The organism is Streptomyces sp. N50 (assembly GCF_033335955.1).
Classification (GTDB): Bacteria; Actinomycetota; Actinomycetes; order Streptomycetales; family Streptomycetaceae; genus Streptomyces.
In genome coordinates this window covers 9807926-9831972 of the sequence record NZ_CP137549.1, presented here as the reverse complement: position 1 = coordinate 9831972, position 24047 = coordinate 9807926, and the positions used below count along the sequence as shown (strand labels likewise).

Sequence of the window (24047 nt, the reverse complement as noted above, 5' to 3'; positions counted from 1 at the left end):
AGTCGAACACGTCAGAACCCGTTGGCAGAAAGCCCTCCTTGGGCCACGGCGCTTTCAGCAGGATTGCGTCGCGGGCCGCGAGGCGGCGTGATGCCGAGTCGTTCTGCGAGTTCGTCGGCGCCGATGCCGTACGTCTCCCGGATCCGTACGCCGTCGGGGCCGACGTCGAAGACGCCGTGGTCCGTGTAGACGCGGCTGACGCAGCCGACGCCGGTGAGCGGGTAGGTGCAGTGCGGCACGAGTTTCGGCTCTCCGGAGCGGGTGAAGAGCGTCATCATCACGTAGACGTCCTTGGCGCCGATGGCGAGGTCCATGGCGCCGCCGACGGCGGGGATGTCGTCGGGCCTGCCGGTGGTCCAGTTGGCGAGGTCTCCGTCGAAGGCGACCTGGTAGGCACCGAGGACGCAGACGTCGAGGTGCCCGCCGCGCATCATGGCGAAGGAGTCGGCATGGTGGAAGTAGGCGGCTCCCGGCAGCTCGGTCACCGGGACCTTGCCGGCGTTGGTCAGGTCGAGGTCGATCGCGTCCCCCTCGGCCCTCGGGCCCATGTTGAGCATGCCGTTCTCGGTGTGCAGCACCACCCCGGAGTCGGCGGGCAGGTGGTCGGCGATCTTGGTGGGCTGCCCGATGCCGAGGTTGACGAAGGCGCCGGCAGGGATGTCGCGGGCGACGACTGCGGCACGCTGGTCCACCGACAGACGGTGGTCGCTGTACACGGTGGTCATCGTGCCCCCTGCACGGTGTAGTGACGGGCCGTCACCTGGACGATCCGATCGATGTAGATGGACGGGGTGACGACGGCCTCGGGGTCGAGCTCTCCGGGGTCTACTACCCGGTCGACCTGGACGATGATCGTCGTCGCGGCCGTGGCCATGACCAGTCCGAAGTTGCGGGCGGTCTTGCGGTAGACGAGGTTGCCCAGTGTGTGTGCGCCGATGAGCGCGTAGTCGCCCTTGATGGGGTACTCCAGCAGGTACTTCCGGCCGTCGATCTCCCGCTCCTCCTTCCCCTCAGCGAGCGGGGTGCCGACCGCGGTCGGGCAGTAGAACGCGCCGATGCCGGCACCGGCCGCGCGCATCCGCTCGGCGAGATTGCCCTGCGGCACCACTTCCAGCTCGATCTGCCCCTCCTGGTAGAGGCCGTCGAAGACCCAGGAGTCGGCCTGACGCGGAAAGGAGCAGAGCACCTTGCGCACCCGGCCGGCGGCCAGCAGCGCCGCCAGCCCGACGTCACCGTTGCCGGCGTTGTTGGACACGATCGTGAGGTCCTTGGCGCCCTGCCGGATGAGCGCGTCGATCAGGTCGAAGGGCATCCCGGCCAGGCCGAAGCCGCCGACGAGGATCGTGGAGCCGTCCTCGATCCCGGCGACCGCGGCGTCGGTGCTTTCGAGGATCTCCGCCCGGCTCATCGGTCCGACCCCGTGACAGCGCAGTTCTCGAGTACGACGGCCAGGCCCTGGCCTACCCCGATGCAGATCGCGGCGACACCGTAGCGCTGCCTCGTCTCGCGCAGCACCTTGGCGAGCGTGGCGAGGACACGACCGCCCGAGACGCCCAGCGGGTGCCCGATCGCGATGGCGCCGCCCTTCTGGTTGACGATGGCGGGGTCGATCTTCCATGCGTCGAGGCAGGCGAGCGACTGCACGGCGAAGACCTCGTTGAGCTCGACCGCGCCCACCTGGTCCCAGCCGATCCCGGCCCGGGCCAGCGCACGGTTCGCGGCCTCGACCGGGGCGTAGCCGGCGTTCCGCTGCCCCAAGCGTTGCCAACGTGTTGCTGCGCAACGCTGCCGTTCCGTGGCATCGCTGCACCAGCTCCTCTGCACGGCAGTGGGATCAGTCAGCTGCGGCCAGGCCTGCGGATGTCTAGTTACCAACTAGCCGTAGGGCGGCGGCCGGACGTCACAGGGGAGGCTGGAGCTGACTTGCGGTCTTCGGCCGCGACAGGGCGGCAATGCCGGGCCACGCTCATTCAGCAGCCATCGGGTCTGGTGGACGATCGTGTGACACCTTCACCCGATCTTGCACACCGGCGGCACGTTGTCCTCCAGAAGCGACACGAACTCGGCGGCCATGCGGCGCACCTGTTCCCGGCGGAGGAGGCCGGTGCGGTAGACGAAGTCCGCGAGGACACTGTCGCCCGTCTCTGCTAGATCGAGTACGAGATCGTAGGCGGTGGTCCCGGTTTCCAAGACCGTCGGCCGGACGTCGAGGGCCGTGAGGCGGGGGATGTCCTCTCTGTGGGGCTGCAGGGAGAAGGCCACTCTGGACAACGGGTCGCCCCCCGGGCCGCGTTCGGGGTTCACAGCGCGGACGACGTCGGCGAGGGGAACGTCGTCGTGGGCGAGGGCTTCGACGACCGTGTCGCGGACACGGGACAGGACCTCGGGGAACCCGACCGGGTCCGGCAGGTCGGTACGCAGAGCCAAGGTGTTGCTGAAATAGCCCACGGTTTCGTGGAAGACGCTGGATCTGCGGTTGGCCACGGGTGTCCCGACCATCAGGTCGTGCTCGGTCGTGTGCCGCCGCAGCATGGTCAGGAAGACCGCGAGGAGCACCATGAACGACGTGGTCCGCGTCCGACGGCAGAAAGCCGACAGGTTCCGAACGGTGGCAGGCGGAAGGGTCAAACGCACGGTGTCCGCCGCGTTGGACTCCGACCGGCCCTCGCCGAGAAGGGCCGGCGTGCCCCGGGGGGCGGCGAGCGCGCCCCGCCAGTAGTCCAGTCCGTCACGCACGGAGGAGGACGCGGCGTGCGCCTCTTCCCAGGCGATGAAGTCCCGGTAGGCAGTGGTCTCGGGCAGCGCGTCGCGATGGCCGTGAGCGTGGCGTTCGTAGAGGAGCAGCAGGTCACGGACGAGCAGGTCGCTGGACCACGCGTCGGTGATCGAGTGGTGCATGCGCAACAGGAGAAACGCGTCCTCTGCTGCGATCTCCGTCAGCACGGCCTCGAAGAGCGGCCCCCGGGACAGGTCGAAACCTCGCCCGGCCGCCTCGCGGACCTGGCCGAGGGCCTCCCCAGGGCAGGCGGCGGTGCGGTGGGCGAGGTGGTGGACGTGCCGCGGCGACCGTCTCGGCAGCAGTTGTACGGGACGGCCGCCGACGGTGGCGTAACGGGTACGCAGCATCTCGTGCCGGGCCACCAGCCCGTCCACGGCCGAGCGGAGCGCTTGGCGGCGCAACGGGCCCTGGACACGCAGCAGACGACTGACCGTGTATGCCGGCGAGGCCGGGTGGAACTGCTCCAGGAACCAGAGCCGTTGCTGACCGCTGGACAGAGGCAGCAGCTCTCCGTTGCCCGCCTCGCCGAGCAGCGTGTTGAGACGTCGTGTCTTGCGCTGTAGCTCGTCCGATCCCCCGGCACGGGGGATGAGGGGAAGAAGGGGCATCACGTCCTGATCTCCGGTTCTTCGAGTTCTTCGAGCATCGCCAACAGGACGTCCGCTTCGCGCTCCGACAGCCGTCGAGGTCGTGAGACCACCTGCGCCCCGGCGCGTGAGCTGTCGTCCGGCGCCGGCGATCTCAGTTCCTCGACCTGCCGGGCGATCCGTGCCGGCGTCGGGTGCCGGAACGCCTCGGCGAAGTTCGGCCGTACGCCGCACTCCGCCTCGATCCGGGACAGCAGATGAATCATCACGAGCGAATGCCCGCCGAGGTCGACGATGTCGTCGTCGGGGGTGAGCGCGGGACGGCCCAGCAGGAGTCCCGCCAGTTCGCCCACCCGCTGTGCCATCGCCCCGGCGGCTCCGGCGTCTTCGTGGGACAGCCGTGCCGGAGACGGCAGCGCGGCCCTGTCCACCTTCCCGTTGACGGTGACCGGGAGATGGTCCAGCACCAGCACCCGGCTGGGCACCATGGCCCGGGGCAACTGGTCGAGCGCCCAGTGACGCAACAGGCGCTCGGGCTCGTCGGCGGGGGACCGGAGTGTGACGTAGGCCGTGAGGCGTACGACGCTCTGCTCCCGCAGACCGACCACCACGCAGTCCTCGACGAGGGGGTGTCGGGCGAGGGCCGCCGCGACCTCGGCCGGGTTGACCCGAGTTCCGTGGATCTTGACCTGATGATCCAGACGGCCCAGGATCTCCAGCTGGCCGTCCGCCCGGTACCGCCCCAGGTCGCCGGTCCGGTACACCAGGTCGTCGGGGTCCGCGCGGGCCGGGTTGCGGACGAACCCGGCACGGTCGTCGGGCACCAGGGCGTGGTGGGGAGTGCGGACGCAGATCTCACCGATCTCACCGATTCCGCAGAGGCCGTGCGGTCCGAGCACCAGCGCCTGCGCACCCGGTATGGCCGTGCCGACCGGCTGGATGCCGGGGGGCGGTTCGTCGGGCACCGGGTAGAAGCACTTGGCCTGCGTGGTCTCTGTCGGGCCGTACAGGTTCACCAGCTCGGCGCCGACCGCCAGATGCCGGCGCCAGGCTCGTACGAGGGAGTCGGTGAGCGGTTCCCCGGCGAAGAACGTCAGCCGCAGCCGGTCCAGGCGTGGTGCTATGGCTGCGGTGAGCCACCGTGCCGTCAACGACGGAACGGCGTGCAGGACGGTGATCCGTTCACGGGAGAGCCAGGCGAGGACGGCGTCGGGCGAGGCAAGGGTCTCTTCCTCTGGCACGCACAGGACGGCTCCGGTGGTCAGGGGCAGGAGGACGTCCCGGAGAAAGGGGTCGAAGGAAGGGGCGACGACCTGCGCGACACGATCCCGCGAGGTGACGGCGAACCGTCGTGCCTGCCAGTCGAGGAAATGGAGCAGCCCGCTGTGCCGGCCCCAGACCGCCTTGGGCTCGCCCGTCGTGCCGGAGGTGAAGAAGACGTAGGCCAGACCGTCGGGGGCCGGGATCGCCTCGGGCAATGCCGGCTCCGGTGCGGATCCCCGAGGATGTGTGCCGACGGCGGCCGTCATCGCGTCCACCGGCAGGCTGACGCGAAGTGCCCCGTACGGCTCTGTGGCTTCGTCCTCGCACCGGGCTGCCGGTCCGCCGAGCACGATCTCGGCCGTGGCCGAGGCCTGTGTCATGAGCCGGCGGCGCCGGGCCGGTGGCAGCCGTGCGTCGACCGGCAGGAACACCGCGCCGGCCAGCATGATGCCGACGAGTGACGCGATCAGCCCCGGGCCGCGTATCGCGCGGACGGCCACGACCTCCCCCGCCGCGACCCCGGCATCGCGCAGGGCGACCGCGATCCGGCCGGCACGTCGGGCCAGCTCGGAGCGGGTCCAGGTGCCCGCGGCCGACTCGATCGCCGGGGCGTCGGGGTGTTGAGCCGCGTGGTCCAGGAATCGGGAGAGCGCGGTGGCCGAGGCCGCCTGGCCCGAGGAGTCCGGGACGGCCTGCGACTGGTCGGGCAGCAGCTTCGCGGCTTCTTCTGTGAGCAGGGAGAAGGTGTGCGGCGACCGGTCCGGTTCAGCCGTCGCCCGGCGAAGCAACTGCACATACTGCGCGGCCAGTTCGGACGGCGGAGCCGGGGAACCGGCCGGGCACGGGACCCGGACGTGCGGCCCGTTGTCGGTGGCTTCGTCGGGTACGGAGTCGCCGTCCACGGCCTGACTCAGCCGTTCGCGGCATGAGTACTCCGGGTGTGTGTCGTCCTCCGCTGTGCCGGGCCCGCCGTGCCGGAGCGTCAGTACCCGCAGCAGCGTGCGCAGCACCGTGTTCCGCCCGACGCCGCACTCTTCGGCGAGGCGGTCGAGCGGAACGAGGAGATCCGACGGCAGCGTGACCTCGGCATCGGACGCCTGGTGGCCGGACACCTCGTGACCGAGTGTCATGGGGCACCGTCCCGGGCCGTGCCGGACGCCAGGAGTTCGGCTCCGGTCGCCGCGGTGGTGTCCGGTGGAGCTACCCGGCGGATGGCCGACGTCGACGCCGAGGCCACGCAGAGCGCCACGACCAGCAGAGCGGCGGTGACCAGTGCCGTGGCGGAGCCCCAGGCGGCGACGGCGAGCGGGGCGAACAGCAGGGCCAGTGACTGGGCGGCCAGCGAGGAGAGCCAGCCGTACGACGTGACCCGGGCCAGGGCCTCGTGCGGGATGCGGGCCTGCACCAGCGTGGCCCAGAACGGACTGACTGCGCCCAGTACCGCCCATGACAGGCCGTAGGCGGCGACGATCAGTGGCGCCGGTGCCCAGATCGCGAAAAGGGTGAGCGGAAGAGCGAAGACCGCCAGGACGGCGTTGCCGATGAACAGCGGCCGTCGCGGCCGGAACCGGGAGGCGAGCAGTGATCCCCCGAGCAGTCCGACACCGCCGGTCTGGACGCACGCCACCCAGACCGCCTCGCCGTGGTGCCGGGCGGCGGTCAACGGGCCGAGGGTGATGAGCACTTGGTCCGCGAAGTTCACACCGCCGTGCGCGACGAGCGTGATCCAGTACCAGTTCCGGGACCGGATCTCTTTCCAGCCGGTGGCGAGATCGGCCCACGCGGACGCACCGCGCGCCCCGGCGGGCCCTCGGTGGATCCGGATGGCGGCGAACGTGGCGGCTCCGAGTCCGAAGGCGAGGGCGTCGATGAGGAACACCCAGCCGGGGCTGACCGTGAGCACGATGCCGCCCGCGGCCAACGGCCCCAGCAGCAGGGCGGTTCCCTGTCCCGTCGCCATCAGCGCGTTGGCCCGCTGCCGCGTCCGCTCGTCCCGCACGACGGCTGCCACCAGGGGCGACGCGGCGCACATCGAGATCGCGGAAGCGACCCCGGCGAGCACCTCCATGGCGGCGATGGCGGTGACACCCGGTCGCGCGGACAGGAGCTGCACCCCGACGAAGGCCTGCACCCCGCACCGTACGAGATCCGCAGAGCAGGCCAGCCGCCGCAGGTCATAGCGGTCCACGAGCACCCCGGCCAGGGGCAGCGCCACCATGCGGGCGCCCACCGCGCAGGACAGGACCGCCGCCAGGGAACCGACCGAGCCGGTCACGTCGAGGATCGCGAACCCCAGAGCCACGGGCATCAGAGCGTCGCTCAGGGAGACCACGGAGCGGCCCAGCAGCAGCCAGCGGAAGGACCGGGGCAGGGCCGGGTGATCCGTCATGGTCCTTCCCCTTCCGGCGCCGAGGCGCTGACCAGGGCGACAATGGTGGGGTCGGCGAACAGCATGGGCATGCTGATCTCCACCCCTTGCTCCTGGGCCAGGGCGATCATCTCGACGGCCAGCATGGAGTCGCCGCCCAGGGAGAAGAAGTTGTCGTCCTCGGCGACCTGGTCGAGCTCCAGCAGTTCGGCCCAGATCCCGGCGAGCAGTGCTGCGGCCGGGCTGTCCAGCGGACGGGCCCCGCCGGATTCCGCAGGGACCTGCCGGGCCGGTGCCGGCAGGGCTGCGAGGTCGAGCTTGCCGCTCGTGGTCAGCGGAAACCGGTCCACCGCGACGAAGACGGCCGGAATCAGGTGTTCCGGAAGCCTCCCCGTCAGCTCGCCCCGGATTGCGGCGGCGGTCTCCCGGCCGTCGTCCAGGCTCTCCCGCCGAGGAATCCAGTGGCACACCAACTGCCGTACCCCGGACGTGTTCTCGCGTACGGTGACCACCGCGTCGGCGACCTCCTGGTGGAGTTTCACGGCCGCCTCGACCTCGCCGGGCTCGATCCGGAAGCCGCGCAACTGGACCTGGGAGTCGGCCCGGCCGTGGAAGACCAGGTCGCCGTCCACGTCGTACGACGCGAGGTCGCCGGTGCGATACATCCGGGCACCGGGCCGGCCGAACGGGTCGGGGACGAAACGCTCTTCGGTCAGCTCGGGCCGGTTCAGGTAGCCGCGGCCGATGCCGTCCCCGGCGATGTGGACCTCGCCGGTGGCTCCCCCGGAGACGGGTGTGCCGTTCTCGTCGAGCAGATGGACCCGGGTGCCCGGCAGCGGTCGGCCGATCGAGCCGGTGGCCCGCTCGGCGTCCGCGTGCCGGAGGGGATGGACGGTCGAGACGACGGTCGACTCGGTGAGGCCGTACATGTTGAACAGCCGGGGCGACGCGTCGCCGTAGTGGTCGAACCAGGGCCGCAGAAGCGACGGTTGGAGGCTTTCGCCTCCCAGGGCGAGCACGCGCAGGTCCGTCACGGGGTACCGGGCGCGCTCCGCTGCGCGCAGCAACTGGCGGAATGCCGAGGGGGTCTGACCGGTCACGGTCACCCGCTCCCGCAGCAGCAGGTCCAGGAACGCGTCGGGGTCGCGGCTCAGTTCGTACGGGACGACGACGAGCCGGCCGCCGAGCAGGAGCGGTCCCCAGGTCTCCCACACCGAGAAGTCGAAGGCCACGGAGTGGAACAGGGTCCACACGTCCTGCCCGGAGAAGTCGAGTCGGTCCTGGCAGGCACGGAGCATGCGGACCACTGCCGTGTGCGTGACCGGTACGCCTTTCGGGCGGCCCGTCGAGCCGGAGGTGTGGATGATGTACGCCGTGCGGGCCGGGTCGGCCGTGGGGAGCGGCACGCCCGACTCGATCGCCGGCGCCGGGCCGGCCACCGGCACCGTGCGGACGCCGTCGCCGGAGAACCCGCCGACGACCAGGGACGCACCGGTGTCGTCGAGTACCGATCGCAGACGCTCGGTGGGGTGCCGGGGGTCCAGCGGCACATAGCAGGCGCCCGACTTCAGGACGCCGAGCAGCCCCACCACCAGGTCGGTGTCACGCTCCAGGCAGACGCCGACCGGTACTTCGGGGCCGGCGCCCAGAGCCCGGAGCCGGTGGGCGAGACGGTCCGCCGCCGCGTCCAGTTCGGCGTAGCTCAAGCTGCGCCTGCCGTCGGACACCGCGGTCCGCCCCGGGTGGAGTGCCGCCGTGCGGGCGAACACCGTGTGCACGCACTCCGCCGTCCTCAGGTTCTGCCAGGTCTGTGTCGTCATACGGCGGCGCCCCGGTGGGTGTACCAGTCGTCGTCGACGACCATGTCGTCGATTCCGCGTGCCTCGCAGTACTCGACCAGGTCGGACATCCGGTTGATGAAGCCCCGGCCGTTGAAGTTGAGGGAGGTGTTGCACAGGGCTCCGGCGCCGCGCTCCCGCGCGAACGCGGAGAGCAGGGTGTGGAGTTCGGCGTTGTCGGCACGGCTGACGGTCTGGACGCGTGCGCTGCCGTCGACATGGGTGACGGCGTGCAGTTCGCTGCTCTTGACCTTGCGGAAGTAGAGCATGTAGGGGTCGTCGAAGTCGCCTTCGAACAGGTCGGCGACATCCTCGGTACGGCAGCAGGGGGCGATGGGCCGGTAGTCCTCGCGGGCCTTGATCTCGTTGAGCCGGTCTCGGGTGCGTGCGGTGAAGGGCTCGGCCAGCAGGGAGCGGTGTCCGAGGGCGCGCGGCCCGATCTCCCAGCGGCCCTGGACCCAGGCGACGACATGTCCGGCCGACAGTGTCCGGGCGAGCCGGTGGTGGTCCAGGGGCCGGTGCGACCAGACGGAGCTGTCCGGGGTGCTGTCCCGGTCGAACGGCAGGCCCCCGTAGACGTTCCAGTCCACGGTGTAACGGCCTGTCGTGTGGTGGAGGGCGTCGACGGCGGTTCCGATGGCCGATCCGGAGTCGTTGGTGCACGGGGGCACGAACACCGACGAGAAGTGGTCGGACTGCCGCCACAGACCGTTCCAGTCACAGTTGAGGCCGCAGCCGCCTGAGATCAACAAGGGTGTCCCCGCTGGGAGTTGGCGCCGGGCGGTGTCCTCGAAGAGCTGGAAGACACGGCGGGTCAACAGGGCGGCGGCGGTCTTGGTGGCCTGGCTGGTGACCCCGGAGTCGTAGACCGGGGAGTCCCTGAAGTCGGTTTTCGGCAACGGTAGTTCGGCGGCCGGGTCCAGCAGCCGGTCGACGGTCGCCACGATGTCCGCGTCCGCGTCCTCGGCCCGTCCGAAGGCAGCCAGCGCCATGAGTTTGCCGCTGTCCTGGAACCGCTGATGCGTCGCGTCGCTCGGGTAGGCGGGATCCGCGATGGCGAACAACTGCGCGTAGCGCACCCCGGGTTGGCTGAGCACCGGAACCGTCCTGACGATCCGGGCGTTCCGGTCGACGACGTAGTAGGCGCCGGTGTAGCCCTCCCACACGAGCACCGTACGGAACTCGGCGTCGGACTCCGGCGCGAGCCCGAGGGCCATCATGATGTGGGAGCGCTCGTGCGAGGAGGAGAAGTACCGCACGCGTTTGCCGAAGAAGTCCCTGAATCCGTCGTGGATCTCCTGCCCCTCGTAGCCGGCACCGATGTGACGGTCGATCACGCCCCGGCGGTACCAGCCGCCGAGCGCGATGACGTCGGGGATGCCGTCGCACAGTTCGGCTGCCGACAGGACGGTGGCCGGGGTCAGTCCGGTGTAGCGGCGATAGGAGTCCTTCTCCGACTCCAGGGAGAACAGCAGCCTGCCGTCGCGGAGGGCGGCGATGCCGCCGTCGTGGCCGGGTTTGATGGCGAGTATCAACACGGTGGTGTCCCTTCGGTCTCCGTGCGGAGGGTCAGCGGTTGCCGTGCAGGGCGAGACGGGCGATGCCCTTGACGAGTCCGTCGAGGAACGCGCGGGTCTCGCGGGGCGGGAAGAAGCCGGGGCTGAACATCGCGCCGAGCCGCAACCGGCCGTCCGGGCCCGGCAGTACGACGATGTGGAGCCCGTCGATGTCACCGGGCTCGGTGCTCTCCTCCGTCGCGACCTCGTACTTGCCGCCGATGTCGTGCGCCACGAAGTTCACGACCAGTTGCATGCGCCGCCGCTCCCGCGGGATCTCGTTCTCGGCGGCCGGCGGGCAGGTGGCCCGGATCCATCCGATGGGGGTCGTGTGGAACTCCAGCAGTTGTGCCCACACGGCCGTCGTGGGTGTCAACGAGCGCTGGGCGTCCGGCAGTTCGGGGTGTGAGAGCCGGACGGGGAAGGAGTCGGCGAGCCAGCCCAGCGTGTTGAGGTGTCCGGCGGGGCGGCCGTTGCTGATCACGCGCAGAGTGATGTCGTCCGTGCCGGCCTCCTGCGCGGTGACACCGGCGACGGCGGTGAGGACGAGCAGGAAGGGGCTGACACCGAGCCGGGCGGCTCCGGCGCGCAGCGCGGCGGCGGACAGCGGCACCGGCAGGTTCACGGAGGTGATCCGCGCCGGGGTGCCGGGCGGGGGAACGCGGGCGAAGGGCAACGCGGTCGGCCGGTCGACGGACGTGCCGGCCAGATGGCGGTGCCAGAACTCGCGGGCGGGACTGGTGGGCCGGGGATCGTCCCACGGGTAGTGGGCGTGCTGCCGGGCGACCCAGTCCCGGTAGCTCCTGCGGGCCGCCGTGCGGCCGGGGGCGCCGGCCGGGGCCGTCAGCTCCTGCTCGATGAGGTGCATGCTGCGGCCGTCGGTGACGAAGTGGTCGAACGCCGCGTGCAGGGTGCGCGCTCTGCCGCCTCGGTCGTCGGGGTGGTCGAAGACCGTCATCCGCCAGAGCGGAGTGCCGTCCCGGTCCAGCCAGTCGTCCTGCTGCCGTCCGGCCAGGGACAGCATCTCGGCCTGCGACCCGCAGGACCGGAAACTCAGCGGCAGGTCGATCCGGTCGGCGTAGCCGGCCCAACCGCCGTCGAGCAGCGACGCGTCGGTGATCCGCAGCGCTTCCTCGCGGCGCACGATGCGGGTCAGCCGCGCCCGCACCTCGTCGTCCGACACCGTCTCCGGGAGGGGAAAGAGACTCGCCACTCCCGCGTAGCGGCCATGGGCGGCCTCGTCCCTCAGACGTGCGGCCTGCTGCCAGGACAGCGGACCGCGTGTGCTCTCAACCGTTCCGGAAATGACACTTCTCCCTACCGCTCGACATCCGTACCAAGGACGAAAGAAGGGGGATGGGGAGAAGCAGAAGGAACACAGAAAGCACACACTCGAAGAGGCCTGAGGTATGCCCGAAAACACTCAGCGGATCTCGGCGAGCCAGCGAAGTGGCCTGACGCGGATCAACGACTGCGCTCAACGAGCATGGCACGCGTCGCTGAGGTTGTCCACACCCCCTCGCCCCGGGACCTGACGGCCACTCACTCCGCAACAGAGCGTTCATAATCGAAAGCTTGACGCCCAGCCGAACGGCCATTTAGCGTCCTTTGCCGTAGCGATCAACTTTCGGTAACACCCCGTCAGCACAGGATGGGTTGATTCATGCCGTTCAATGCGTCAGGAAGCACAACCCGCACCCGCTACAAGGCCGAGATCCAACAGGTGTCGCCACCTTCCAGGAGACAGAGCTACGACGAGCACGACCGCTGTTTTCTCGGCGTCAGCCTGGAGAACAGCAACTTCACCCCAGGAAAGCTCGCGGGCATGCTCGTCTGGATTTCCCGGCGCTTCTCCGACTGCACGGTACTGATCGGCGACAGCATTCACCGCATCACCCTGGAGTCCACCCGTTCGCTGAGCGGCGAGGCCGCGCTGACCGAGGCGATCCGTCTCGGCGACGAGTTCGTCGAGAACACCCGGGAGGTCTTCGCGAGCCGGCGGGAAAACACCTCCTTCACCTTCCTGCGCTGCAGCGATGTCCAGCAGTGGGACGGCTACGGCGGACACCACCGGTATCTGCGGAAGTACTACGAGACGGATGCCGAATTCCGGGAATCCGTGGACTCGTTCGGCCGCGCCTATCACGGAAAACGTTCCATCGGAGTCGATGCGACGGAAATGGACCGAAGGGTGAGCAGATCCTCCGACTACTTTCTGGAGGAGTTCGCGGTCTTCGCCTGCCTTGAGGAGAGAGGTATTCCCGTCATGGTCTATCCAGGATCCTTCAGCACACTTGCGGAGATCGCTGCGGGAAGACATCCCGACGCTCCCGAAGAACTGCGTCGACTGATCGTGGTGTCCTTACATCTGAAAGGACGTTGAAGGTGCCCCCGGAAATCCACCCAGATATCCGTCGCGGGCACATCTACCGTGATGTCTATGCCAAACGGGCCGGCGACACCGTCGCAACCAAATCAGAACTGCCCGTGGCCGTACTGGAGCGGGCCCACATCACGGACGGCGGGCTCGTCTTCGACACTGCCGGACGACCCGGCGCCGCCGAACGCGCGCTGACCGACGGCGTGTTCCTGCTCGAAATCCCGGACAGCCTGGACACCACGGCCGGAGACATCTTTTCCCGGCAGTTCCACCTGGGCCCGCAGGCCGTCCCGTACGGACGCTTTCGCGAACTGCGGGCGGACCACTTCGACGACCCGCTGCTCGGATTCCATCAACGGGTGAACCAGATCGAGCAGTTTCTTCTCGAACGGCGTTTCTGGCAGCGGGACTTCCCGCCGGAGATCCTCGCTCTCGGGGAGGCGCTCACCCGGCTGTCCCGCCAGGTGCTGCGCTCGGTCCTCACCCATGTGGGCATACCGTCCGGGGACTGGGTGAAGGCGACCGGCGGCTGTTCCCGGGGAGCTGGCTCGTACCATCTGACCTTCAATCATTACCGGCCCGACCACACGTCGATCGGGCTCAGCTCGCACAAGGACGACGGCTTCGTCACCCTGCTGCGCACGACCGCTCCGGGACTTGAGGTGAACCGCCGCGACCGCTGGGAGGCCGTACGGCCGGACCCTGCCTGTCTCGTCGTCAACTTCGGCCTGTCGATGCAGATCCTGACCGCGCGCGCCGCACGGCCGGTCGCCGCGATCATGCACCGGGTGGCGCGACAGGACCAGGACCGCTCCAGCTTCGGGCACTTCAGCTCCAGCCGCTGCGAACCGGGCGCCGACGACGGCATCTACCGCCATCTCCCGGGCACCGGCCTTGAACGGGTGTGTGGTTCGCGTGAGCTCATCGAGGTCAACGACCACGAGATCTACGAGGGCACCGATGTGCCGGAGGCGGGTACACCGTGACACCCCCATCGCTGGTTCTCCAACGCGCCCGCGCCGAGGGCGAGTCGGGCCTGGTCTTCGACACCGTGGGTGGCCTGACCCGGGCCGTGCGCGACGGCTGCTTCCTGCTGGCCGTGCCCGCGGACCTCGATCTGACGCCCGGTGTGCGACTGTGCCGCGAGTTCTACCGTCCGGTCGGGGACGGCGATCCCGCGACCGCCGGCTACCGCGGCTTCCGCGACCGGGACGTCTACTTCGACCGCGAACACTTCCAGACCGAGCACATCCTCACCGACGGCCCCGCTCGGACCGGTCGCTTCCCCGCCGAACTCACCGGCATGACCGACCACATGCACGCGTTGGCGCTGCTCGTTCTGCGCGCGGTCCTGACCGAGACGGGCATCGCCCCGGACCTGTGGAACCGGGTCACCGCGGGCACCGTGGACGGACGCGGCACTCATTGGTTCGCCGCCAGCCACTACCGGCCCGAACGCGAACAGCCCGGCTGCGCGCCCCATCAGGACACCGGCTTCGTCACCGTGCTCTACATCGACCAGGAAGGCCTGGAAGCCCGGGTCGGGGACGAGTGGGTCTCGGTCGACCCGGTGCCCGGCCACTTCCTGGTCAACTTCGGTGCCGCCTTCGAACTGCTCACGTCCGAGCTGCCGCGCCCCGTCACGGCGGTACTGCACCAGGTACGCCGGACCCGGCCGTCGCCCGGGGGCGAGGACCGCTTCTCCTTCGCCGCGTTCGTGAACCCGCCCTCGGCCGGCGAGCTCTACCGCATACGTGCCGACGGATCGGCCGTTCCGGTGCAGAGCGTGGAGGAGTTCCTGCGCGACTTCAACGACCGGACCTGGAAAGACCGTCACACGGACTTCGGCATCACGGCGGGGCAACGATGACCGGCGCCCGCGACGCGGACACCGGCCCGGCGGACCGCAGCACGGGGCCGGCCCTGGACCTGCTGGCCCGCGTCTGGCCTCCCGCCGCCGCCCGTGCCGCGTTCCGCGGGGTCTTCGCCCATCACCGCGGCGGCGATCCGCTCACCGGTCACGGCAGGGCGTTCCACGCGGCCACCGTCGTACGGGGCGAACCGGCTTCCAGCTACTTCAGGTCCTCAGGGATCACCGCCTGTGCCGAGGCCAACGGTGGCATCTGCACCTTCCGTCTGGGCCGTCGCATCGCCTTCTACCAGATCAGCAACACCCCCCTGGCCGCCGACGACGACCTGGCACCGTCCACCGACAGCAACCGCGAGCTCTTCGGTGACTTCATGGGATCCCTCGCGAACGACCACCCCGACCGACCCGCCAAACGAGCCGCCGTCGAACGCAGCCTGGGCAACAGCCGTTTCGTCGACGCCCTCGAACCCGACATCCGCCGGCACGCGGCGACCTGGCTCGCCGCCGCCGAGGGCCACGAGGTCGCGCTCGACGACTTCGTCCTGTCCCTGGTGGCCCATGTGGACTCGCTCGTACCGGGAGTCCTCGACCTGACCCGCCGACCGCTGGACAGCTATCTGGCCTCGCCCGCCTACGGCCGGGTCCTGCGCGGCTTCTTCGACATCGCGTCCGACGTCATCAGCAACGTCAACCGCGCCGCGATGACGGAGTTCGACCTGATCGTGCCCTTCGTACGTGACCTCCTGGACGACAACATCGAGTCCCTCCGAGCCGCCCCGCAGCCAACCTCATCCGGCGCAGTTTCGCCCTGTGGGACCTCCCGCTCACCCGCGCCGGCGTCGCCGGGCTCGACCCCGCGCGGCTGAAGGAACTCGGCACCCTCATCGTGGCGACCTACGACACGACCGCACTCAGCCTGCTGTGGGCCATCGCCTATCTGCAGGACAACCCCGAGCACCGGCACAACGTCATCGCCGAATCACGCGGCCCCCGTTCCGACGCGCCCGGCCCTTCCGTCACCGACCACGCCGTCCTGGAGGCACTCAGGCTGGGCGGCAGCAACCCCACCGCACTGTGGCGCCGCACCACCAGACCCATCCGACTCGAGCATCAGGGACGTACGACGACGATCCCGCCCGGCACCATGCTGTGGCTGGACCGCCGACGTGCCAACAAGGACGCTGCGGTCTTCCCGCGGCCCGCCGACTTCGACCCCGGCAACATCAAGGCCATCCACCGGTCGCCCCGCGAGACGGTCTCGTCCCTGCTCTCCCGCAACCGGTACGAGATCAACTCCTTCAGCATGGTCAACACCGACCGGAACCCCAGGAAGTGCCCAGGCCGTCTGTTCTCCGTACGCGTGCAGTCCTTACTGCTGTCCGAGCTGTACGGGCACTACAACGTCACCACGCACGGCACCGATCTGACCCTGCGCCGCCACTCGTCCATGCCACGTCCCGCGCGGGCCGGAACCGTGCTCATCCGGACCGCCCACGAACAGGGAGCCGCCGGATGACACCCCGCCCCGAGTCCCCCGCAGGCCTCGCCGGACCCTCGCAGACCGTGCGCGCCGCGGTACGACTGCCCGCCATGCCCGGTGAGCACGAGGCGGCGCGCACCTACCCGCCGATCGCGCTGGAGCGCGCCCGGCTGGACGGAGAGCGCCTGGTCTTCGACCGCCCGACCGGCTTCGACCAGGCCCTGCAACAGGGGTTCTTCCTCCTGCGTGTCCCGAACGCCGTGGACACCGCCCCCGGTGATCTGTTCGCCGCCCACTTCCATGAACCGGCCGCCGGGGATGCCCAGGACGTCTACCGCGGCTACCGCGACATTCAGGTCCCCGGCGACTACCAGGGGTACTTCGACCGAGAGCACGACCAGTGGGAGAACTTCTACATCGAGACAGCGAACTTCGCCCTGCTGCCCGACTCCGTCACCCGGCTCGGCCAGGAGCTGTCCCGGCTCGGCATCCACGTCCTGCGCGCGGTCCTGGACCACGTCGGCATTCCCCGCCGTGAGTGGGCGAAGGTCACCGGAGGCCTGACCGAGCACCACGGACACCGGATGCTCGCCTTCAACCACTTCAGGCCCGACAAACCGGTCCGCGGCTCCAAGTTCCACCGCGACTCCGGCTGGGTGACCGTCCTGCGCTCCACGGAACCCGGTCTGCTGGCCCTCATCGACGGCGACCTGCACGCGATCAACCCCGAACCCGGCTACTTCGCCGTCAACTTCGGCAGCTCCTTCGAGGTCCTCACCGAACGGCTGCCCCACCCGGTCCGGGCCAATGTCCACGGTGTCGCCCGTACCGAACGACAGCCGGGCCAACCCCACCGGACCTCGTACGTGATCTTCCTCGACTCCGACCTCGCCGGAACGATCTACCGCTACCAGGACGGCGAGCCACAGGCCGTGCAGTCGGTTGCGGACTTCGCCGTCCAAGAGGTCAGCCGAACCTACGACGACAACAGCGAACTGTAGGAGGCCACCATGCCGGAATCCGTCACGCACATCCCAGAGACCCTGGAACTGCCCTACGCAGAGGTACGCGGCGACCGACTCGCCTTCGACCGTCCGGACGACGCGGCGCGCGCACTCGCCATCGGCGCCTTCTTCGTGAAGATACCCGAGCACCTGGATGTCCGTCCGGGGCTCGAACTCGCCCGCACCTTCTACGAACCCGCCGACCCCGGCCGCCCGGGCGACCGGTACCGCGGCCACCGGGCGGAGCAGCACGCCGACTCCAAGCTCGGCTACTCCGACCGGCCCGACCAGGTCGAGCAGCTCCAACTGGAGAGCGCGCACTGGGACACCTACCTGCCGGCCGAAGTCACCACGCTGCTGCGGGAGATGGAGGCCATCACCCTCGCCACCCTGTACGGAGTGTTCGAGGCGGCCGGCCTGCCGGAGAGCGACTGGGAGATCATCACGGGCGGCGCCCGCGAGGGCACAGGATGGTGCCACTCGACCGTCAACCACTACCGCGCGAGCCTCAGCGGCCGCGCCGGAATCGTCCACCACACGGACAGCGGGTTCATCACCCTCCTCTACGCCGACCAACCGGGCCTGGAGGTACAGGCCGAGGACGACCGGTGGCTGCCGGTGGACGTCAAAGAGCACCACTTCATCGTCAACCTCGGCGACGGTCTGGACATCCTCACCCGGCGGCTGCCCCGACCGGTGACGGCGGTGATCCACCGCGTTCCAGAGAGCAGTCCGGATCAGCGGCCCGACGGCGACCGTTCGTCGTTCACCGTGTTCATCGGACCGAGGTACGACATGCCGTTGTACCAGTACACCGCCGACCATGTCCTCGGTGAGTACCAGGGCTTCCGGGACTTCTCCGTCGAGAAGGCGAAGAAACTCGGCTACGAGTTCCACCCCCGCCTTTGAGTACCGCCCCGGGCGGCGACGAGCGGCCACGCGGCTGGGACTGGCAGCGGGCCCGACTGTCCGCCGGCGAGCTGCACTTCGAGAACCCCGACGGCCTCTCCCGCGCTCTCGACGACGGCTTCTTCTTCGTCGACCAGCCCTCGCCCCTGGACCTGTCCGCAGGTGACCGGTTCGCCCGTTCCTTCTACCTCCCCGCGGCCCGTGATCCGTACCGCGGTCACGTGGACCGGACCGCCGGTCAGCTCGGCGAGCACCAGGGCTACTACCGTCGCGAGGCCGACCAGACCGAGCAGTTCTTCCTGGAGAGCCGCAACTGGCGGGCGGTCTACCCGCCCGCGCTCGTCGAACAGGCCCTCGGGATGCGGGCGTTGGCACTGGACATCCTGAGGGCCGTTCTCTCACACATCGACCTGCCCCCGACCCTGTGGGACGAGGCCACCGGACACAGCCTCACCGGACAGGGAACGTATACCCTGACGTTCAACCACTTCCGGCCCGAGGTGCGCGCCCGCGGGCTCAACATTCACAAGGACTCGGGTTGGGTGACGGTGCTGCGTTCCCTCGAACCCGGCCTGGAGGTCCACCGTGACGGAGGCTGGCACCCCATCGACCCCGTCCCAGGCACCTTCATCGTCAACTTCGGCTGTGCCATGGAGATCCTCACCCGGCACACCCGAACCCCCGTCGCCGCCGTGGCCCATCGCGTGACGGAACAGCCTCCGGTCCGTCCCGCATCCGGCGGAGACCGGTTCTCGTACGCGCTGTTCGTCGACAGCAGCCTGGACGAGACCGCATGCCCGGGCCTCTTCCGTTATGACCCAGGCGTCGGGCTGAACCTGGAGATGAGCTTCGCGACGTTCCTCTCGGACATCCTGCGCAACACCTATCAGGAGGACACGTCCGGCCTGTACTGAACATCCGCCGATCGCCCTGTGCCACTCGGCAGCCGTATTGACGCAGGGGACGCACTCGGCAGTACAAATAATGGTGCTGGCGCACGATCTATCGCTATCTCCTGCGCTGGGAGCGTGTGACGCCTCTCACCTGCTCCTCCATCAGCGGGGCGGTGTGCCGAACCGGCTTCGCCGACGGCGTCGCTGACATGGAAACCACTCTGGTGGGTCCGTACGTGAAACAGGGTCAGCAGCGACGCCGCGAGCAACGTCGCTGCCCGGTCGCCCCTTCTCCAAGCGGATCATGGCAACGGACAGTCCGTGTGGTGCAGTGCCGCCCGGCTGACTGGGTCCAGCAGTGCACCCGCGAGGCGGTCCCGGTTTCGCGAGCCGACCAACACGAGCTGTGCTCGCGTGCCCGCCTCGACCAATGCCCGGCAGAGGCCACCCCGGACGCGGGCACGGTGCATGGTGACGTCCAGGTACTTCACGCTCAGTACCGTCGGATGGCTTCCGCCAGCGCGGAGCAGACGTCGCGGTCAAACGCATGTATCAGGCGCACTCCGGGTGACTTTCCGGGTGCGGAGCAGAACATCTGAGGCAGGGTTCCGGGGGTGCAGCCCTCACGTAGATGTAGGTGTGAGCCCGGCCCCATCTCTCAAACGGGGTGGGGTTCCTCCACTTCGAGGCCGGCGCCCGCGTCGCCCGCAAGGTAGCCACCCGGACGCGGTCCTCCTTCGCCAACGCCGGCGGACTCTCGCTGACCCGCCGGGCACTGGACTCTCTCGCCCTGATCGGCCCGACCGCCGCGCAGCTCGCGACGCCGCCACCGCTCGCACCCCATAGCCGTCCGGATGCCGGCGTGACGCTCGACCCCTACCGCCGACGCCAGGGCAGCGCCTCTTCATCGTCCTGAGCCTCACCTGGGTGCTGTCCAACCACGACGAAACCCGGCACATCACCCGCTACGAACTCGCCCACACCGGAGTCACGACACCGATGCGCGGCCAGAGCCGCCCCTGCGACCGCGACCTCGGCACCCGCCGGGCCCGCGCCCTGCCCGGTGGTGCCCACATCTACCAGGGCGAGGAACTCAGCCTGTACGAGGTCGAGAGCATCCCGGAAGAACTCCTCCAGGACCCCACCTGGGAACGCTCCGGCCACACGCTTCGCGGCCGCGACGGCTGTCGAGTTCCCCTGCCCTGGACAGGAGACACACCGCCCTTCGGTTTCGGCCCGCTGGGCTCAACTCCCTGGCTGCCGCAACCGGATGACTGGAAGACCTACACCGCCGAGGCCAACCAGGCCGACCCCGCCTCCATGTTCCAGCTCTACCGCGCGGCGCTGCACCTGCGCAAGGATCACGCCGAATTGAACTCCGAGGAACTCCATTGGCTGGACAGCCCGGACGGCACACGCCTCTTCGAGCATGGCAAGGGACTTCTCTGCGAGATCAACCTCTTGGACCGGCCGCCCCCACTCCCCAACTCCTGCTGGCTGCTCCTGACATCAGGACCGCTGGAGGCCGGCGGACTGCTGCCTCCTGACAGCGCAGCCTGAATGGAACGCGTCTGACGAGTTCCGGGGGACAGCGGATGTGCCCCTCCCCTCGTAGCGTGGAGTCCGTGATTGCAGGGGAAGTTGGGGTTCATGGGGTCCAAGCAACGGACGTACACGCCTGAGTTTCGTGAGGGTGCTGTACGCATCGTGATCGAGACAGGCAGGCCGATCCCGGAGGTCACCGAGGAACTCGGCGTGCACTCCGGCACGTTGCACAGCTGGGTGTCGCGGTGGCGGCGCAACGGGTCGGCGTCGTCCGGCCGGCCGAGCCCGCGCCGTCGGGTGGACGGATGCGCGAGGCCGAGCGCGCCGAGCTGGAACGGTTGCGGCGGGAGATGTCGGAGAAGAACAAGCGGATACGCGAGCTGGAGATGGAGCGTGATGCCCTCAAGCGATGCATGGTCCTCTGGGTGAAGTGACCGTGCCGGACCCGGCCGCTCTGGCCGCGTTCATCGGTAACCAGAGGACCGAGCACTGCGTTCCGCACCGTCTGGTCTGCCGGGTCCTGGGGGTGTCGGAGTCCTGGTTCTACAAGTGGCGCGACAAGCCCACCACCGCGCGTGAGATCCGGCGCGGGCAGTTGGCCGACGTGATCCGGCAGATCTTCGAGGGTTCCGGCGGCACCTACGGCTCCCCGAAGGTCTGGCTCCTCCTGGTCCGCGCGGGCCGCGGGTCTCGGTGAACACTGTCGCCCGTCTGATGGCCGAACTCGGCCTGGCCGGGCGGAAGGTCCGTCGACGGCGCGGGCTGACCCGGCCCGGCAAACGGCCGGCCGCCCCGGACTTCGTGCGGCGGGACTTCACCGCGGACGCTCCGGACCAGGTGTGGTACGGCGACATGACCGAGATCACCACCGGTGAGGGCAAGCTCTACCTGGCCACCGTCATCGACCTGTTCTCGCGCCGGCTGCTCGGTTACGCGATGGGGGCACGCCATGACGCCGAACTGGTCGTGGCGTCGTTGAACATGGCCGCGGCCACCCGCGGCGGTGACGTGAAGGGCGTGATCCTCCACAGCGACCGCGGCAGCGAGTACTGCTCGCGGCGCTTTCGCCGGGCCTGTCGTCGCTTGGGCGTGCCCCAGTCCATGGGCCGCGTCGGGTCGCGTTTCGACAACGCCGTCAGCGAGGCGTTCAACAGTGTCCTCAAGGTCGAGTACGTCTACCGGCACACGTTCGCCACCCGCACCGAGGCCCGGCTGCGGATCGCAACCTGGATCACCGGCTTCTGCAACACGCACCGACTACACAGCGTGTGTGGATATCAGAGTCCGCGCGCCCCGGCCTACGGCACCCAATTGCGGACCGCGAAGAGGCATCGTTCCGGGGCCGACCCTGACGGTGCGCCGAGGCTGACCATGCCTGGCCGTTGCCGTTCCGACCCGGTTGCGAAAACGCGTCAGCCTGTGGGCGCGCCGATCTGGTCACGCTCCAGGACGGAACGCAGCTCCGAGAGGGCCTGCGCGGCGGCTCTCAGGGGGGACGCCTTGAGCGCATCCGCTGTCAGCTCGGCCAACCGCTCGGTAAAGGTCCCTTCTGCTGCGTCGACCAACTGCAGGCCGTCGTCGGTCAGGGCCAGCAGTGAGGACCGGCGATCGGATGGATTCGGCTGCCGGACGGCCAATCCCTGCTTCTCCAGACGGTCGATGGTCTTGCTGGCCGCCCCGATGCCGATGGCGAACTCCGCGGCGAGGTCAGCCACGCGGGACCCGGGGTGGTCGCGCAGGTGGCGCAGGGCCTCGAACTGCGAGGTGACGATCCCGTGCCGCTCACGGAGACGGTCGTTGAGGGCGTTGTAGAGACGCGTCTCGCATCGGACCAGGTCAGCGAAGAAGCCCGGAAGGTCGACCGTGTCACTGCTTGTTTTGGATGCCACGGCATGTAGTTTACGATACATGCCACGGCATATAGTGCCGTGGAAGTCACTTGCGGCAGGGGAAGAACGATGAGCAAGGAACAGCGGGCGCAGATCGACGCGATGCTGCGGCAGCCGCGGCCCGAAGGCCCCAGGTCTGTCGAGGCGATCCGAGCCGGATTCGAGGCGCTGATGGCCAAGATGATCGTGCCCGACAACATCCGCACCACGCGGACCACGCTCGGCGACCGACCCGCACTGCGCGTCGAGCCGGGCGACGGTCCGCGCGCCGGGACGATCCTGTACTTCCATGGAGGCGGCTGGGTATACGGCTCCCCCGAAAGCGTCCTGTCGCTGACGGGACACCTCGTTGCCAAGACCGGCTTCGGGGCATACTCGGTGGACTACCGGCTTGCCCCCGAGCACCCGTTCCCGGCCGCGATCGACGACGCACTGAGCGCCTACCGCGCCCTCCTCGACAGAGGCCAGGACCCTTCGGCCATCGCGTTCGCCGGTGACTCGGCCGGCGGCGGCCTCACCGTCACAACCTGCCTGGCCGCCCGTGACGCGGGCCTCCCGCTGCCCGCCGCCGTCGTGACGTTCTCCCCGGGCCTCGACGCCACCCGCACGGGCGAGAGCATGGACACCAAGGAAGGCATCGACCCGATCCTCACCCGCAAGTCCGTGGAACACACAGGAGCCATGTACCTCGCCAAGCATGACCCGCACCAGCCCATGCTCAGCCCAGCCGTCCTCGCCGACCTGACCGGCTTCCCCCCGATGCTCATACAGGTGGGCACCAACGAGATCCTGCTGGACGACTCCACGCGCCTGGCCGCCCGCGCCCGCGCAGCCGGAGTGGACGTCATCCTCGACATCACCGCCGACGTACCCCATGTGTTCCAGTCTTTCGCCGGCGTTCTCGACGAGGCCGACCAGGCACTGGACCGCGCAGCCCTGTTCCTCGCGCAGCACGTCCGCGGTGGCACCAACCAACCCCGGGCCATGACTTCCCCTCCGTCGGTCCTGTCCTACTGAAACATTCAACAAAGGGATCTTCGCGACCGGCAAAGGTTCTACCCGCATAGATGATCTCGGTGCTGTCATGCTCACGACCGCCCGGAATTTCTGCCGGGCACCGCTCCGGGAGATCCCCCCATGCCCCGAATATCCCGCTCCCTGGTCACCGCCCTCTCCTCCCTCGCCCTCGCTGGCGCCGGCCTCACGGTCGCAGCCGGCACCGCCCACGCGCAGAGCTGCAGCCAGGACTACCTCCCCCTCCCCGACCCCACCTGCCAGCCCGGTGCCTTCAACCCGGACGTCACCCAGTCCACCATCGACTCCACGATCTGCGTCTCCGGGTGGACCGCGACCGTCCGGCCGTCCAGCTCGTACACCACCGCGCTGAAGAAGACGCAGATCGTCGAGTACGGCTATACCGACACCAGCACCTCGGACTTCGAGGAGGACCACTTCGTCCCCCTCGAACTCGGCGGCGCCCCCAAGAGCGAACTCAACCTCTGGCCCGAGCCGGAGTACGGCACCAAGACCGCCGCCAACAAGGACACCGTCGAGAACAAACTCAAGAAGGCAGTCTGCGCCGGCACCGTCACCCTCGCCGACGCCCAGGACGCGATCGTCACCGACTGGACGACCGCACTGGCCGACCTCGGCCTGAGCTGAATCCGTCCGCTCATCGCAGGGGTC

General features: G+C 69.3%; 24 protein-coding genes and 3 pseudogenes. 16 read left to right on the top strand and 11 right to left on the bottom strand.

Going from position 1 to position 24047, the window contains the following annotated elements:
- Positions 1 to 11: 11 nt before the first annotated feature.
- From R2B38_RS43655 to R2B38_RS43615, 9 genes and pseudogenes are all read right to left on the bottom strand, one after another.
- Positions 12 to 725: a 3-oxoacid CoA-transferase subunit B gene (locus tag R2B38_RS43655; protein WP_318021358.1), complete on the bottom strand. Its 714-nt coding sequence runs from the start codon at positions 723 to 725 to the stop codon at positions 12 to 14.
- Complete coding sequence (locus R2B38_RS43650; RefSeq protein ID WP_318021357.1) at positions 722 to 1408, bottom strand: 3-oxoacid CoA-transferase subunit A; 687 nt, start codon at positions 1406 to 1408, stop codon at positions 722 to 724. Before R2B38_RS43650 ends, R2B38_RS43655 begins: the two co-directional genes overlap by 4 nt.
- Positions 1405 to 1740 (bottom strand): annotated as a pseudogene (locus R2B38_RS43645) (3-oxoadipyl-CoA thiolase); the annotation flags it as partial. The gene R2B38_RS43650 and the pseudogene R2B38_RS43645, both read right to left, overlap by 4 nt.
- Positions 1741 to 2010: 270 nt before the next feature.
- The gene (locus R2B38_RS43640) at positions 2011 to 3387 is read right to left on the bottom strand and encodes a condensation domain-containing protein (RefSeq protein ID WP_318021356.1); all 1377 of its coding nucleotides are present in this window, start codon (positions 3385 to 3387) and stop codon (positions 2011 to 2013) included.
- Positions 3387 to 5759 carry a non-ribosomal peptide synthetase gene (locus tag R2B38_RS43635; RefSeq protein WP_318021355.1) on the bottom strand — a complete coding sequence of 791 codons (2373 nt, stop codon included), beginning with the start codon at positions 5757 to 5759 and terminating at the stop codon, positions 3387 to 3389. The genes R2B38_RS43640 and R2B38_RS43635 overlap by 1 nt, the downstream gene beginning before the upstream one ends.
- Positions 5756 to 7018 carry an MFS transporter gene (locus tag R2B38_RS43630; RefSeq protein ID WP_318021354.1) on the bottom strand — a complete coding sequence of 421 codons (1263 nt, stop codon included), beginning with the start codon at positions 7016 to 7018 and terminating at the stop codon, positions 5756 to 5758. The genes R2B38_RS43635 and R2B38_RS43630 overlap by 4 nt, the downstream gene beginning before the upstream one ends.
- On the bottom strand, positions 7015 to 8817 hold the full coding sequence (locus R2B38_RS43625; RefSeq protein WP_318021353.1) for an amino acid adenylation domain-containing protein: 1803 nt from the start codon (positions 8815 to 8817) through the stop codon (positions 7015 to 7017). The genes R2B38_RS43630 and R2B38_RS43625 overlap by 4 nt, the downstream gene beginning before the upstream one ends.
- The gene (locus R2B38_RS43620; RefSeq protein ID WP_318021352.1) at positions 8814 to 10373 is read right to left on the bottom strand and encodes a carbamoyltransferase C-terminal domain-containing protein; all 1560 of its coding nucleotides are present in this window, start codon (positions 10371 to 10373) and stop codon (positions 8814 to 8816) included. The genes R2B38_RS43625 and R2B38_RS43620 overlap by 4 nt, the downstream gene beginning before the upstream one ends.
- 31 nt (positions 10374 to 10404) lie before the next feature.
- Positions 10405 to 11574: a hypothetical protein gene (locus R2B38_RS43615; RefSeq protein WP_318021351.1), complete on the bottom strand. Its 1170-nt coding sequence runs from the start codon at positions 11572 to 11574 to the stop codon at positions 10405 to 10407.
- Positions 11575 to 12054: 480 nt separating this feature from the next.
- Between R2B38_RS43615 and R2B38_RS43610 the strand changes: the two genes are divergently transcribed.
- The 8 genes from R2B38_RS43610 to R2B38_RS43575 all read left to right on the top strand — a co-directional run bounded on the left by R2B38_RS43610 (position 12055) and on the right by R2B38_RS43575 (position 18948).
- Positions 12055 to 12774: a tRNA-dependent cyclodipeptide synthase gene (locus tag R2B38_RS43610; protein ID WP_318021350.1), complete on the top strand. Its 720-nt coding sequence runs from the start codon at positions 12055 to 12057 to the stop codon at positions 12772 to 12774.
- Positions 12775 to 12878: 104 nt separating this feature from the next.
- Complete coding sequence (locus tag R2B38_RS43605; RefSeq protein ID WP_318021349.1) at positions 12879 to 13757, top strand: 2OG-Fe(II) oxygenase family protein; 879 nt, start codon at positions 12879 to 12881, stop codon at positions 13755 to 13757.
- On the top strand, positions 13754 to 14641 hold the full coding sequence (locus R2B38_RS43600; RefSeq protein ID WP_318021348.1) for a 2OG-Fe(II) oxygenase family protein: 888 nt from the start codon (positions 13754 to 13756) through the stop codon (positions 14639 to 14641). The genes R2B38_RS43605 and R2B38_RS43600 overlap by 4 nt, the downstream gene beginning before the upstream one ends.
- Positions 14638 to 15507, top strand: a complete 870-nt coding sequence (locus R2B38_RS43595) for a hypothetical protein (protein ID WP_318021347.1) — start codon at positions 14638 to 14640, stop codon at positions 15505 to 15507. Before R2B38_RS43600 ends, R2B38_RS43595 begins: the two co-directional genes overlap by 4 nt.
- Positions 15432 to 16157: a cytochrome P450 gene (locus R2B38_RS43590; protein ID WP_318021940.1), complete on the top strand. Its 726-nt coding sequence runs from the start codon at positions 15432 to 15434 to the stop codon at positions 16155 to 16157. Before R2B38_RS43595 ends, R2B38_RS43590 begins: the two co-directional genes overlap by 76 nt.
- Complete coding sequence (locus tag R2B38_RS43585) at positions 16154 to 17122, top strand: 2OG-Fe(II) oxygenase family protein (protein WP_318021346.1); 969 nt, start codon at positions 16154 to 16156, stop codon at positions 17120 to 17122. Before R2B38_RS43590 ends, R2B38_RS43585 begins: the two co-directional genes overlap by 4 nt.
- A 9-nt stretch (positions 17123 to 17131) precedes the next feature.
- Positions 17132 to 18034, top strand: a complete 903-nt coding sequence (locus R2B38_RS43580) for a 2OG-Fe(II) oxygenase family protein (protein WP_318021345.1) — start codon at positions 17132 to 17134, stop codon at positions 18032 to 18034.
- A complete protein-coding gene (locus tag R2B38_RS43575) occupies positions 18031 to 18948 on the top strand; it encodes a 2OG-Fe(II) oxygenase family protein (RefSeq protein ID WP_318021344.1) in 918 nt (305 codons plus the stop codon). The genes R2B38_RS43580 and R2B38_RS43575 overlap by 4 nt, the downstream gene beginning before the upstream one ends.
- Positions 18949 to 19229: 281 nt before the next feature.
- On the opposite strand, the gene R2B38_RS43570 is transcribed toward R2B38_RS43575, so the two are convergent.
- A complete protein-coding gene (locus R2B38_RS43570) occupies positions 19230 to 19397 on the bottom strand; it encodes a universal stress protein (RefSeq protein WP_318021939.1) in 168 nt (55 codons plus the stop codon).
- Between the two features lie 197 nt (positions 19398 to 19594).
- Here R2B38_RS43570 and R2B38_RS43565 point away from each other — a divergent pair, with 197 nt between their 5' ends.
- The 6 genes and pseudogenes from R2B38_RS43565 to R2B38_RS43540 all read left to right on the top strand — a co-directional run.
- Positions 19595 to 19843: a hypothetical protein gene (locus tag R2B38_RS43565; RefSeq protein ID WP_318021343.1), complete on the top strand. Its 249-nt coding sequence runs from the start codon at positions 19595 to 19597 to the stop codon at positions 19841 to 19843.
- An 11-nt stretch (positions 19844 to 19854) separates the two neighbouring features.
- Positions 19855 to 20487, top strand: a complete 633-nt coding sequence (locus tag R2B38_RS43560) for a DUF3459 domain-containing protein (RefSeq protein ID WP_318021342.1) — start codon at positions 19855 to 19857, stop codon at positions 20485 to 20487.
- A gap of 90 nt (positions 20488 to 20577) precedes the next feature.
- Positions 20578 to 20685: pseudogene (locus R2B38_RS43555) on the top strand (transposase); the annotation flags it as partial.
- Positions 20686 to 20717: 32 nt separating this feature from the next.
- Positions 20718 to 20906, top strand: coding sequence for a hypothetical protein (locus R2B38_RS43550; RefSeq protein WP_318021954.1), 189 nt, complete (start codon positions 20718 to 20720; stop codon positions 20904 to 20906).
- Positions 20882 to 21169 carry an IS3 family transposase gene (locus R2B38_RS43545; protein WP_318021341.1) on the top strand — a complete coding sequence of 96 codons (288 nt, stop codon included), beginning with the start codon at positions 20882 to 20884 and terminating at the stop codon, positions 21167 to 21169. The genes R2B38_RS43550 and R2B38_RS43545 overlap by 25 nt, the downstream gene beginning before the upstream one ends.
- A gap of 17 nt (positions 21170 to 21186) precedes the next feature.
- Positions 21187 to 21747: pseudogene (locus R2B38_RS43540) on the top strand (IS3 family transposase); the annotation flags it as partial.
- Positions 21748 to 21884: 137 nt separating this feature from the next.
- On the opposite strand, the gene R2B38_RS43535 reads toward R2B38_RS43540, so the two are convergent.
- The gene (locus tag R2B38_RS43535) at positions 21885 to 22361 is read right to left on the bottom strand and encodes a MarR family winged helix-turn-helix transcriptional regulator (RefSeq protein ID WP_318021340.1); all 477 of its coding nucleotides are present in this window, start codon (positions 22359 to 22361) and stop codon (positions 21885 to 21887) included.
- Between the two features lie 69 nt (positions 22362 to 22430).
- On the opposite strand from R2B38_RS43535, the gene R2B38_RS43530 reads away from it, so the two are divergent.
- Both R2B38_RS43530 and R2B38_RS43525 read left to right on the top strand, forming a co-directional pair.
- Positions 22431 to 23378, top strand: coding sequence for an alpha/beta hydrolase (locus tag R2B38_RS43530; RefSeq protein ID WP_318021339.1), 948 nt, complete (start codon positions 22431 to 22433; stop codon positions 23376 to 23378).
- A 120-nt stretch (positions 23379 to 23498) separates the two neighbouring features.
- Positions 23499 to 24023, top strand: coding sequence for a hypothetical protein (locus tag R2B38_RS43525; protein ID WP_318021338.1), 525 nt, complete (start codon positions 23499 to 23501; stop codon positions 24021 to 24023).
- Positions 24024 to 24047: the final 24 nt, after the last annotated feature.

What these genes read in the sequence shown, in the direction of transcription:
- R2B38_RS43655 (WP_318021358.1), bottom strand. Translation starts at nt 725, where the DNA reads ATGACCACCGTGTACAGCGACCACCGTCTGTCGGTGGACCAGCGTGCC.
- R2B38_RS43650 (WP_318021357.1), bottom strand. Translation starts at nt 1,408, where the DNA reads ATGAGCCGGGCGGAGATCCTCGAAAGCACCGACGCCGCGGTCGCCGGG.
- R2B38_RS43640 (WP_318021356.1), bottom strand. Translation starts at nt 3,387, where the DNA reads ATGCCCCTTCTTCCCCTCATCCCCCGTGCCGGGGGATCGGACGAGCTA.
- R2B38_RS43635 (WP_318021355.1), bottom strand. Translation starts at nt 5,759, where the DNA reads ATGACACTCGGTCACGAGGTGTCCGGCCACCAGGCGTCCGATGCCGAG.
- R2B38_RS43630 (WP_318021354.1), bottom strand. Translation starts at nt 7,018, where the DNA reads ATGACGGATCACCCGGCCCTGCCCCGGTCCTTCCGCTGGCTGCTGCTG.
- R2B38_RS43625 (WP_318021353.1), bottom strand. Translation starts at nt 8,817, where the DNA reads ATGACGACACAGACCTGGCAGAACCTGAGGACGGCGGAGTGCGTGCAC.
- R2B38_RS43610 (WP_318021350.1), top strand. Translation starts at nt 12,055, where the DNA reads ATGCCGTTCAATGCGTCAGGAAGCACAACCCGCACCCGCTACAAGGCC.
- R2B38_RS43595 (WP_318021347.1), top strand. Translation starts at nt 14,638, where the DNA reads ATGACCGGCGCCCGCGACGCGGACACCGGCCCGGCGGACCGCAGCACG.
- R2B38_RS43585 (WP_318021346.1), top strand. Translation starts at nt 16,154, where the DNA reads ATGACACCCCGCCCCGAGTCCCCCGCAGGCCTCGCCGGACCCTCGCAG.
- R2B38_RS43580 (WP_318021345.1), top strand. Translation starts at nt 17,132, where the DNA reads ATGCCGGAATCCGTCACGCACATCCCAGAGACCCTGGAACTGCCCTAC.
- R2B38_RS43570 (WP_318021939.1), bottom strand. Translation starts at nt 19,397, where the DNA reads ATGCACCGTGCCCGCGTCCGGGGTGGCCTCTGCCGGGCATTGGTCGAG.
- R2B38_RS43545 (WP_318021341.1), top strand. Translation starts at nt 20,882, where the DNA reads ATGCATGGTCCTCTGGGTGAAGTGACCGTGCCGGACCCGGCCGCTCTG.
- R2B38_RS43530 (WP_318021339.1), top strand. Translation starts at nt 22,431, where the DNA reads ATGAGCAAGGAACAGCGGGCGCAGATCGACGCGATGCTGCGGCAGCCG.
- R2B38_RS43525 (WP_318021338.1), top strand. Translation starts at nt 23,499, where the DNA reads ATGCCCCGAATATCCCGCTCCCTGGTCACCGCCCTCTCCTCCCTCGCC.